This is a genomic window from Flavobacterium sp. JAS, from assembly GCF_020991455.1.
Lineage (GTDB): Bacteria > Bacteroidota > Bacteroidia > Flavobacteriales > Flavobacteriaceae > Flavobacterium.
Window position 1 is genome coordinate 90974 of the sequence record NZ_JAJMOX010000014.1, and the last position, 12110, is coordinate 103083.

Annotated in this window: 9 protein-coding genes; 4 read left to right on the top strand and 5 right to left on the bottom strand. The window is 32.8% G+C overall.

What is annotated here, in order from left to right:
• The first annotated feature begins 75 nt into the window (after positions 1-75).
• From LPB88_RS20395 to LPB88_RS20405, 3 genes are all read left to right on the top strand, one after another.
• On the top strand, positions 76-1770 hold the full coding sequence (locus LPB88_RS20395) for a M23 family metallopeptidase (RefSeq protein ID WP_230717511.1): 1695 nt from the start codon (positions 76-78) through the stop codon (positions 1768-1770).
• Between the two features lie 11 nt (positions 1771-1781).
• Positions 1782-4241: a carboxypeptidase-like regulatory domain-containing protein gene (locus LPB88_RS20400; protein WP_230717512.1), complete on the top strand. Its 2460-nt coding sequence runs from the start codon at positions 1782-1784 to the stop codon at positions 4239-4241.
• A 141-nt stretch (positions 4242-4382) separates the two neighbouring features.
• Entirely contained in the window at positions 4383-5105 is a 723-nt protein-coding gene (locus tag LPB88_RS20405; RefSeq protein ID WP_230717513.1) for a hypothetical protein, read from the top strand.
• Between the two features lie 255 nt (positions 5106-5360).
• Here LPB88_RS20405 and LPB88_RS20410 read toward each other — a convergent pair whose 3' ends face one another.
• From LPB88_RS20410 to LPB88_RS20430, 5 genes are all read right to left on the bottom strand, one after another.
• Positions 5361-6062 carry a DUF2971 domain-containing protein gene (locus LPB88_RS20410; RefSeq protein WP_230717514.1) on the bottom strand — a complete coding sequence of 234 codons (702 nt, stop codon included), beginning with the start codon at positions 6060-6062 and terminating at the stop codon, positions 5361-5363.
• Positions 6063-6194: 132 nt separating this feature from the next.
• A complete protein-coding gene (locus LPB88_RS20415) occupies positions 6195-8024 on the bottom strand; it encodes an ABC transporter ATP-binding protein (protein WP_230717515.1) in 1830 nt (609 codons plus the stop codon).
• Between the two features lie 86 nt (positions 8025-8110).
• On the bottom strand, positions 8111-9838 hold the full coding sequence (locus LPB88_RS20420) for a phospho-sugar mutase (protein WP_230717600.1): 1728 nt from the start codon (positions 9836-9838) through the stop codon (positions 8111-8113).
• A 136-nt stretch (positions 9839-9974) separates the two neighbouring features.
• Positions 9975-10931, bottom strand: coding sequence for a glycosyltransferase family 2 protein (locus tag LPB88_RS20425; RefSeq protein ID WP_230717516.1), 957 nt, complete (start codon positions 10929-10931; stop codon positions 9975-9977).
• A gap of 9 nt (positions 10932-10940) precedes the next feature.
• On the bottom strand, positions 10941-11468 hold the full coding sequence (locus LPB88_RS20430; protein ID WP_230717517.1) for a DUF4199 domain-containing protein: 528 nt from the start codon (positions 11466-11468) through the stop codon (positions 10941-10943).
• Positions 11469-11718: 250 nt separating this feature from the next.
• On the opposite strand from LPB88_RS20430, the gene LPB88_RS20435 reads away from it, so the two are divergent.
• Positions 11719-11973: a type B 50S ribosomal protein L31 gene (locus tag LPB88_RS20435; RefSeq protein ID WP_041516871.1), complete on the top strand. Its 255-nt coding sequence runs from the start codon at positions 11719-11721 to the stop codon at positions 11971-11973.
• The last annotated feature ends 137 nt before the right edge of the window (positions 11974-12110 follow it).

The following is a 12110-nucleotide window of genomic DNA, read 5'->3' on the forward strand; positions in this document are numbered from 1 at the left end:
TCAATTAATTGTATTTTTGTAGCTTTTTACTCGGTTTTTGCTTCTTATTTTTTTACCTTAGCAAAAATGTTGTTTATGAGATTTTCACTACTTGCCCTGCTTTTTTGTAATTCTATTTTTGCTCAAACCCAATATCCGAAGAATGATTTCCGTCCGCCACTTGATATCCCAATGCAGCTTTCCGGCAATTTTGGTGAGCTGAGACCCAATCACTTTCACGCAGGTTTCGATTTAAAAACCAATCAAAGAGAAGGACTGAGTGTGCATGCAATTGCTGACGGATATGTTTCGAGAATAAAAATTTCGACTTTTGGAAACGGTAAATGTATTTATATTACACATCCAAATGGGTACACTTCGGTTTACGGACATTTGCAAACAGCTGTGGGTGAAATTCAGGATTATGTAAAAAAAACACATTATAAGGAGAAAGCTTACGAAATCGAAATGCTTCTAAAACCTAACGAATTGCCAGTTACAAAAGGACAAATAATTGGGCTTTCCGGAAATACGGGTTCATCAGAAGGACCGCATTTGCATTTTGAAATTCGCGATACAAAAACAGAATTTGTTATTAATCCAATATTTTTTGGGTTTGATAAAAACATAAAAGACACTAAAAAACCAACAATCTCGAGCGTATATGTTTATCCGTTAGATAATTCGACGGTAAACCAGTCTAAGCAGCCTTTGCTTTTGAATGTAGCATTGCAAAAAGATGGAACGTATTTAGCAAGTAAAGTAAAAGCGAATGGAAAAATTGGTTTTGGAATAGTTGCTGTAGATTTTGATGATATCTCATTTAATAAAAACGGAGTTTTTAATGTTTCTACTTTTTTCAACGGAAATCAAAACTTCAATTATCAGTTCAATACGTATTCGTTTGACGAAATGCGTTACGTAAATGCGTTGATCGATTATGGTAAATATAAAAAATCAGGTCAGCGAGTTCAAAAACTTTTTATGAAAACGCCTTTTGCTTTAAGCATAATAAAAACAGATTCGCTTCGTGGTATTATTCCGGTCGAGCCGAATTTAGCTTCGACATATAGAATTGAAGTTTCAGATTATTTTGGTAATTTAAGGTCAATTACGGTTCCGGTTGAATATGATACAGCAACACCAATTGTAAAGGAAGAACCTGTAACCTCTAAATATTTCATTAAAGTCAATAAAGATTCTAATTTCGAAAAAGATAATATGTCGGTATTTTTCCCTGTGGGAACTTTTTACGACGATTTTAATTTGAATTTTGATGTAAAAAACAACCGTATTTATATTCACGATGACACCGTTCCTGTTCATTCGAATTTTACAATTACAATAAATGATAGTTCTTATCCGGAAGCATTAAAAGATAAACTTTTTATAGGAAGATTTAGCGGGAACGGTTCCAGTTATAATGGTACAATTAGAAAAGGTGATGTGTATACAGCTAAGTCAAAAACTTTAGGACAATTTGGGTTGGTTTTAGATACTATTGCACCAACGATTAAGATCTTAAAGCCAATTCAGGATAAATGGATCAGTGATGTTAAGAAAATTGATTTTATTATAAATGATTCCTCATCAGGAATTAAATCATACAACGGATATTTAAACGGGAATTGGATTTTGTTTGAATATGAAAATAAAACGAAGAAAATCACACATACTTTTGATGATACAATGCTTGCCGAAGGCGCAAATGATTTAAAAATAGAAGTAATTGATAATGTGGGTAATTCTGTTATCTTTGAAACTCATTTTTTTAGAAGCCAACAAAAATAAAATCAAAACGTTTGAATAATAACAGGGTAATATTCGTTTTTCTTTTTTTATGCATTACTTGCATTTCATTTGCTCAAAATGCTCATGTTAAAGGTGTTATTTTAGATAATCAAAAACATCCTGTTGGCGATGTAAATATTACCTCATTGGGGAATACAACACAATCAGATTCAAATGGTTTTTTTGAAATCGATGTTCCTTCGAACAAAAAAACTTCTCTAATCTTTACTCACGTTTCTTTAAAAATGATGAGTTTGACAGTGAGTTTAAAACCAAATGAAATTTTTGTTTTTAATCCTGTAATGAGTAATTCTGAAGAACAAATGGGCGAAGTTTTTGTTTCTTCCAAAAATAAAAAACGAGTTCAGGGAATTGCAAACATTGATGTCGCAACGATTAAGAAAATTCCGGGTGCAAATGCCGGAATCGAAAATATTCTGAAAACATTACCAGGCGTAAATTCAAATAACGAACTAAGTACACAATATGCAGTTCGCGGCGGAAATTATGATGAAAACTTAGTTTATGTAAATGAAATTGAAGTATATCGTCCGTTTTTAATTCGTTCGGGTCAGCAAGAAGGATTGAGTTTTACCAATACCGATTTAGTTCAGAATGTTGATTTTTCGGCTGGAGGATTTCAGGCTAAATTTGGGGATAAATTATCTTCCGTTTTAGATATTACGTATAGAAAACCAACTCAGTTTGGCGCATCTTTAGAAGCAAGTTTACTTGGCGGAAGCGTTTCTGTTGATGCTGTTTCTAAAAACAAAAAATGGTCAGCAGTTACAGGGGTTCGTTATAGAAATAATAGTTTGTTGGTCAATAGTCAGGATACACAAACAAATTACACACCAACGTTTGCCGATATTCAGACGAATATTAATTATGATATTTCTCAAAAATGGCAAATTAGCTTTTTAGGGAATATTTCAGAAAATAAATATTTGTATCAGCCTTTAACACGTGAGACAAAATTTGGAACAATCGATCAGCCAATGGCTCTTTCGGTATATTATGAAGGGAAGGAGAGGGATAAGTACGATACTTATTTTGGTGCTTTGAAAACAACTTATAAAGTTTCGCCAACTTTTACGTTAAAACTTATTGGTTCATTATTTCATACCACAGAGCAAGAACATTTTGATATTTTGGCACAATATCGTCTTGGAAACGTTGGAGAAGAAGATACTTCGCAAGTTGATTTTACCAGAGGAATTGGTTCGCAATTAAGCCATGCCCGAAATGATTTGGATGCTTTAATCGCAAATGCAGAAGTTAAAGGGTTTAAAGAATGGTTAAATGACAGTCAATTAGAATTTGGACTTAAATATACCAGAGAATCTATAAGAGACAGAGTTGTAGAATGGGAAGCGATTGATTCAGCTGGGTTTTCTATAAATCCACCACTTGTTATTTTACCACAAAATAATCAACCATATCAGCCTTATACAGGACCATTATTGCCTTATCAGGATGTGCGTGCAACAAATTATAATACTATAAACAGATTTTCGGGATATGCACAATACAATAAAAAGTCAGAAATAGGATCGAGTCAGATTTGGTATAATTTAGGAGCACGTTTCCAGAGTTGGAGTGTTTCCGGAGCAGCTGTTGAAGGAAAAAATCAAATTGTTTTTAGTCCACGAGCACAATTTGCCATAAAACCGGATTGGGATATGGATATGGTTTTTAGACTTTCGGGAGGATTGTATTATCAACCGCCTTTTTACAGAGAACTTCGAGATTTGGAAGGTGTTGTGAACCCAAATGTGAAAGCGCAGGAATCTGTTCATATTGTTTTGAGTAATGATTACAATTTCAAAATGTGGAATCGCCCTTTTAAATGGGTGACGGAACTTTATTATAAATCACTTTCAGATGTAAATGTATATTCGATCGATAACGTCCGAATTCGTTATGTAGCCAATAATAATGCAATAGCGTATGCACAAGGATTAGATTTTAGATTGAATGGGGAATTTGTGCCGGGAACAGAATCATGGATTAGTTTTGGTTATTTGAAAACCGAAGAAAACTATGAAGGAAAGGGATATATTGCAAGACCTACAGATCAGCGTTTGAAATTTGCGATGTTGTTTCAGGATTATATGCCAAATATCCCGAGTGTAAAATTATATCTGAATTTAGTTTATAATACTGGTTTGCCGGGTGGAGCGCCAGCTTATTCAGATCCGTATTTGTACCAAAACAGATTAAACGATTATCGTAGGGTTGATGTTGGTTTTGCTAAAGTTTTTGTGGATAGCAGTACTAAAGTTGCAAAAGCAAACTGGTTAAAAAACTTCAAAGAATTATCTGTTGGCTTGGAGATTTTTAATCTTTTCAATAATCAAAACGCAATTACCAATACTTGGGTTCGCGATGTATATTCTAAAAATCAATATGCGATTCCAAATTATATGACTTCGAGAGTTTTTAATGTGAAGTTGAATGCGAGGTTGTAAATGTTATGATGGTTTTTTTGCAATAAAAAAGGAACTATCTGCGTTGAAAAATAGATATCGCTTTACATTTAGTAAAATTCAATAAAAGTAGATAATACAATCAAAAATACTATATTTGATATTCTAATATAATTTGCAGACATGAAAAATTCCTTAAAATATATAGCCTTAGCAATCATCGGAACATTAGTGAGTTGTAAAGATGAAGTTCAGAAACCGAAAGTGATTTATGGCACTGCAAATAAAGGAAGTGTCGTATCAAAAACGGATTCAACACAAATAGAAGTGGCTGATTTGCCTATTCAAATGGAGGGAACGAATTATTTAATTCATCCTGTTGGAGATTTACGCGTTTTTGAAAGAGGAACAAAAGCACGCTACGGATCTTCGAGTGTGAATGATGTGAGTTTTACGATTTCAAATCTAGGAGAATATGAAATTACGGGTTATTTACAAAACTTGAAATTTCAAAAAGTAGATTCAGACTCTATTCGTCCTTTATCTGATAAGCCAGTTTTAATTTTAACGGCGACTTATTTAAAAACAGTTGCAGATAAAACTCAGAATAAAGTTATGGTTTATACTTTGACCGATTCTGATACTAATAAAGACGGAAAAATTGATACTGGAGATATCAAAACATTGTATTTAAGTAATATTAGTGGAGAGAATTTCACCAAAGTATCAGAAGATCTTCAGGAGTTAGTAGATTGGAGTTTAATTGAATCTAAGAACCGTATATACTTTAGAACAATCGAAGACACGAATCAAAACGGACAATTCGATAAAAATGATGTTTTACATTATAACTACATTGATTTAGCTTCGAAAAAATGGGAAGTTAAAAGTTATAAACCGATCTAGATTTTAGATTGCTGATTTTAGATTTTAGATTGAAAATTTGAATTTTGACTCCAATCTGATTTAAAAGAAAACCATTTAGAAATTAATTTTTAAATGGTTTTTTTGTGTTTATTAATCAACGGATTTTAATCCGTTGCTACAATATAAATTATTCCAAAGGAATTGAGGAAAAGAACCGTAGGTTCGGTCAGTTTTGTAGAGCTGGACTTTAGTCCAGTTTACAATGTTTAATTTGTGAATTCACAGCAGAAAAATCTAAATCAAAATATCGCTTTCCAAGTCTGATTTTTCAATTTCGATTCCAAAGCCTAAGCGATCTACTAAATCAATTACGAGTTTTTTATACCAGTTCTCTGATTTGGGATGAATGTATATCTTTTCGATTAATTGATTAATATCGACATTGATTTTTAATCCATCATTCAGTTTGATATTGCTTTTTGAAGTGTCTGTAATAATGCGAACTTCACGCTCGTACTGAAAACTTTTTCGTTTAAATAGAAACGGAAAAAATAAATCATCAAACGGAATGTATTCTTTTTTGTAGTCGATATAGTTAACCTCGCCAATATATTGATCAAAATTATTCTCAGGTTTCAGGGCTTTTTGCAATCTCCCAATAGTAGACTGAATAGCTAATCCTTCACTGTTTTGAGTGAATATCTGCCACATGGCAAATGATTCATATTCGTTAATATGCCAGCTGCTTACAGCAACTTGCTCACGATGTATCTTGTAATAATTTAAAAAGTCGGGATTGTCGGTGGCTAATTTTTTAATCTCCTCAAAGGTAGGTTCGCTAAAAGTGCCTTCGTACTGATCTTCAAATTTATCAGAACGTGACATAAATAGTTTCTTCGAAAGTAATAAATCCAGGAATTTAGAGAGATCTAAGTACTTCCAAACAACTGTATCTGGATCATCAGGAAGTTTTATGGTCGGATTATTACGATACATCTTTTATAGATTTAGGGTTTATTCTAAAAAAAAAGCCACAGATTACAGTGATTAAAAGGGTTTATTTCATTGTTTAAAAAAAAAGAACCTATGTTAATCTGTGTAATCTGTGGCTAAAATAATTTTATTTATTTACGATTCAAAAGATTGCATCGTTACCAATTTGTTATAAGTACCATTGTGAGCAATTAATTCATCGTGAGTTCCTTGCTCTACGATTTTTCCTTTTTGCATCACCACAATCACATCTGCTTTTTGAATTGTCGAAAGTCTGTGAGCAATTACAATCGAAGTTCTGTTTTGCATCATGTTTTCAAGAGCAACCTGAACAAATTTTTCGCTTTCCGTATCCAATGCTGATGTTGCTTCATCCAAAATCATAATAGGAGGATTCTTCAATACCGCACGAGCAATCGATAAACGTTGTTTTTGACCACCAGAAAGTTTGTTTCCGCTGTCACCAATGTTGGTATAGATTCCTAAAGGCAATTCTTTTACAAACTCAAAAGCATTGGCAATTTTTAAAGCTTCGATAATTTCGTCATCCGTAGCGTCTAATTTTCCTAAAGCAATATTCGCTTTAATAGTATCATTAAATAAAATACTGTCTTGAGTAACCAATCCCATCAAGCTACGAAGCGATTGTAAATTCATGTCTTTGATGTTAATTCCGTCAATCGAAATTGTTCCGTCATTCACATCATAAAAACGTGTCAACAAGTTCGCGATCGTACTTTTTCCACTTCCGGATTGTCCAACAAGAGCAACAGTTTGACCTTTTTTAATTTGAAGAGAAAAATCTTTTAAAACCGTTTCATCCTCATATTTAAAGTTAATGTTTTTTATGTTTATATCGTTATCAAAAGTTGTTTTTTCTATTGCATCTACTTTTGATGTAATGGTATTTTCTTGCTCTAAAATTTCAAGAACACGTTCCGCTGCGGCATTTCCTCTTTTTACTCCGTAAGAAGCTTTAGAGATTGCTTTTGCAGGTGTCAGAATGTTATAGGCTAATCCCATATAAGCAATAAATGAAGGGCCGTCAAGCGTTTTTTCAATTAAGACCATTTGGCCTCCGTACCAAAGTAATATTGCAATTACAGTGATTCCCATAAACTCACTTGCAGGAGAAGCTAAGTTCTGACGATTTCCAATACTATTTGATAGTTTGAAGAAACGCTCTGTAGAATTTTGAAAAATAGTATTAAAGTAGTTTTCAGAATTATATCCTTTTACAACTTTCAAACCTCCAATTGTTTCTTCAATAGTCGATAAGAACGAACCTTGTTCCTGCTGTGCTTTGCTGGATTGTTTTTTTAATTGTTTTCCGATCAATGAAATAATATATCCGGATACAGGAATGAAAATAAACACAAACAAGGTAAGTTTAGCACTAATGATTAACATAGCTGCTATTGTAAAAATAATAGTTAAAGGTTCTTTTACAATAAGTTCTAAGATCGCTAAAAATGAAGTTTGAACCTCGTTTACGTCAGCAGAAATTCTGGAGATAACATCTCCTTTTCTTTTTTCAGAATAAAAAGCCAAAGGCAATTCCAGTGTTTTTTTATACAACGCATTTCGCATGTCTCTTAATACACCATTTCGTAAAAAGTTTATAAAAAACATAGCCAGATAATCGGCCAAATTTTTCAATAAAAATATCGAAATAATTAGAGCTACCATTACCGAAAGGATAAGCCCTGGGTTTGTAGGATCTGTATGTGTTGTGATATAATAGCTTAAATAATTTTCTCCATATTCTTTTATATGGGTAATTCCCTCGTAAACTGGCATTACAGTATTCTTCTTCGTTTTATCAAATAAAACCTGAAGCATAGGAATCAATGCCATGAAAGAAAGTGTGCTAAAAAGGGCATACAAAACATTAAAAAAGATGTTTAGGAACGCATATTTTTTATACGGATATATGAAAGGAACTATTTTTTTAAAATTACTCATTTATTTGTGGATGTTATTTTACCATTAAAACCCGATAGTTTATTTGAAACAATCGGGTTTATTTTAAAAAAGTATTTGTATTATGTTTATTTCAATTGCATTCCTGCAATGATATTTTGAGTTTTTTTGTCTAAGAAACTTTCTGCAGCGTCAAAATTTTCAACTGAATCTAATTCTGCATTTACACTAATGTAGAATTTAATTTTTGGTTCCGTTCCACTTGGTCTTGCGCAAATTTTAGAACCATCTTCAGTATAATAAATCAACACATTCGATTTCGGAATATCCATTGTAGATTCTTCGCCAGACAATAAATTTAGTGCAATTGACGATTGGTAATCTTCAACCATAATAACTCTTTGTCCGCTGATTTCTTTCAAAGGATTTTCACGTAAATCAATCATCATCTGATTAATTTCCTGTAAACCTTCCATTCCTTTTTTAGTCAAAGAAACCAAGTATTCTTTATAGAAGCCATTTTCAACATAAAGTTGTAAAAGCTCTTTGTAAACACTGCTTCCTGCAGCTTTTGCCTGAGCAGCAACTTCACATATTAATAAGGTAGCTGCAACAGCATCTTTGTCTCTCACAGCGTCGCCAACCATAAAACCAAAGCTTTCTTCACCACCTCCAATAAATTCAAGTTCAGGGAAATCTTTAATCATTTTAGCAATCCATTTAAAGCCAGTCAAACCAACTTTACATTCAACGCCATAGCTTGTTGCTAATTCCATCATCATTGGAGTAGAAACAATTGTAGAACCTACGAATTGTTTACCATTGATTTTTTCTGCTTTTTTCCATTGTTTCAATAAGAAAGAAGTCATTAAAATCATGGTTTGATTTCCGTTAAGCAAAATCATTTTGCCATCGTTATTTCTAACCGCAACACCAAGACGATCACAATCAGGATCAGTTCCAACAACGATATCAGAGTTTGTTTTATCTGCCAAAGCCAAAGCCATGGTCAAAGCTTCCGGTTCTTCGGGATTTGGAGATTTAACTGTTGGGAAATTCCCGTCAGGAATCGCTTGTTCAGGAACAATATGTACATTTTTGTAACCTGCTTGCGATAAAGTATCAGGAACAGATTTTATAGAAGTTCCGTGCAACGAAGTAAAAACAATCTGTAAATTGTCTTTGGCAGCAGCGGGAGTATTAAAACTTGCGTTTTCTATAGATGATTTTACAAAAGCTTTGTCAATTTCAGTATCGATATATTGAATCAGGCTTTCGTTAGCGTTAAATTTAATTTTATCGTAACCTAAATTTTCGATTACGTCAATAATTGCAGCATCTTGAGGAGGAACAATTTGTCCGCCATCTTCCCAATATACTTTGTATCCGTTGTATTCCGGTGGATTGTGAGAAGCAGTTAATACAATTCCGCATTGACAGCCTAAATATTTAAGTGCAAATGATAATTCAGGAGTAGGGCGTAAATCCGAGAATAAATAAACATGAATTCCGTTTGCAGAGAAAACATCAGCAACAACTTTTGCTAATGTATTGCTATTGTGACGGCAATCGTAAGCAATAACAACTTTTAAAGGCTGATTTGGAAAAACTTCATGCATATAATCAGACAAGCCTTGCGTGTTTTTTCCAAGCGTATATTTGTTGATTCTATTGTTACCAACGCCCATAACACCGCGCATTCCGCCAGTTCCAAATTCCAGATTTTTATAAAAACTTTCTTCAAGTTCCTTCGGCGAAGTTGTTATTAATTCCTTAACCGCCGCTTGTGTTTCATTGTCAAATGTAGGGGTTAACCATTCGTTTACAGCATTCAAAATATTAGGTGCTATATTCATCATTCGTATATTTTTATATTTAAAATAATAATTTTCAGGAGCTATTTCCTGCTGTCCGTTATATCTTTTGTTGTTCCCGATAGCTATCGGGACCACCACAAAAGGATGCCACTCCCATCAGGGCTAGGGCTTCACGTTAAAAATTAACCTCTCGGGAAACCTTATAACGTGCTTCATTGCTTTTAGTTCTCAAAATAATCTCTCCAAGAAAACCTGCTAAGAATAATTGAGTTCCTAAAATCATGGTTGTCAAAGCAATAAAAAACCATGGATTGCTGGTTATTAAGCTATATTTCATTCCGTTGTACATGTGGTACAATTTTGAAACTCCAATATAACCCGCCAATAAAAATCCGATAATAAACATTAAAGAACCCATTGCTCCAAACAAGTGCATTGGTCTTTTTCCGAATCTTGATAAAAACCAAATAGTAATCAAATCCAGAAAACCGTTTATAAAACGTTCCATTCCAAATTTGGTTTCACCATATTTGCGCGCCTGGTGAATTACCACTTTTTCGCCAATTTTATTAAAACCGGCATTTTTTGCCAAAACCGGAATGTATCGGTGCATTTCGCCCGAAACTTCAATGTTTTTGACAACAGTATTTTTATACGCTTTTAATCCGCAGTTAAAATCGTTCAATTCAACTCCCGAAGTTTTTCTGGCAGCCCAATTAAATAATTTTGAAGGAAGATTTTTTGCTACAACAGAGTCGTAACGTTTCTTTTTCCAACCAGAAACCAAATCAAATTTCTGAGCCGTAATCATTTCGTATAATCCAGGAATCTCATCCGGACTATCTTGCAAATCGGCATCCATAGTAATAATCACATCGCCTTTTGCTTTGGCAAAACCAGCGTGTAAAGCTTGTGATTTTCCAAAGTTCTTCATGAAACGAATCCCTTTTACATTAGGATTTTCGTTAGAAAAACTTTCGATAATATTCCAAGAATCATCCGTACTTCCATCATCTACAAAAATGATTTCATAAGAGTAATTATTAGATTGCATCACTTTAATAATCCACGTGTAGAGTTCTTTCAGTGATTCCTCTTCGTTTAGAAGCGGTATAAGTATAGATAAATTCATTTATAATTTTTATTCTTGAGTAGTTTTGCTTTTGAAAAATGCTGCTAAAATTAGCCCTAAAATAGAGTACCCAACAATGCTGAAAACTAATGCTTTTAGTTGTTCTAAAGTTGAAAAAGGATTGCTTTCTTTCATTTTAGCTAATGCTTCGTTTATGGCAGATGCTGGTGTTCCAAATTTTTGTAATGTTTCAGCCATATACTTTACTAGCAAGTCGAGTATTGTATTTTTTGCTTCCGGATCAATTACATTAAATAATACGATGCTAAACAAAGTAGAAATTGCAACAGCAATTATGGTAGTTATAAAAAAAGTGGTAAAGGCATCTTTAAATGAGAAAAAACCGATCTCTTTTTTTGTTTTTATAAGTAATAAAATTCCAACTACTAAATAAATAACAAATGACAGACCACCAATCCAGCCAGAAACAAACAATTTTAGATCAATGGCATATATGGTTGCCGTGATTAACGCCAGAATAATACCTAAGGTAATTCCGTATGTAACTCCATTCTTTTTTATAACTTCATTAATCATATTTCTATATGTTTTAAAATTAATCCACAAATATAGCAATTCCCAATATAATGAGAGGTAAAAAAAGCTTTTTGAATTTAACTAAAAAAAAGTGTGTTAAAGATTTGTATATTAAAAAAGAATTGTAAATTTGCAGACTCAAAATAATTAAAATTTTAAACAAAAAAAGAGTATCCTTTGTTTACACCTTTTTCTAACCATGGAAAAGCTTCAAAATGAAAATGCTCTAAATAATAAATAAAAGAAAAAGATGAAAAAAGGAATTCACCCAGAAAATTACAGATTAGTTGCATTTAAAGACATGTCAAATGATGACGTTTTTATCACTAAATCTACTGCAGATACAAAAGAAACAATTGAAGTTGACGGAGTTGAGTATCCAGTTGTAAAAATGGAGATTTCTAGAACATCTCACCCTTTTTATACTGGTAAATCTAAACTTATCGATACTGCAGGACGTATTGACAAGTTCAAAACTAAATATGCAAAACACGTTAAAAACTAATAACTGTTTTTATTTATACAAAAGCCTTCCAATCGGAAGGCTTTTTTTATGGAATTGTAAAATTTAACCGCAAAGTGCGCAAAGATTTTTGCCTGGTATTATGTTCAGAAAACACAAAGTTCGCAAAGCTAAATCTA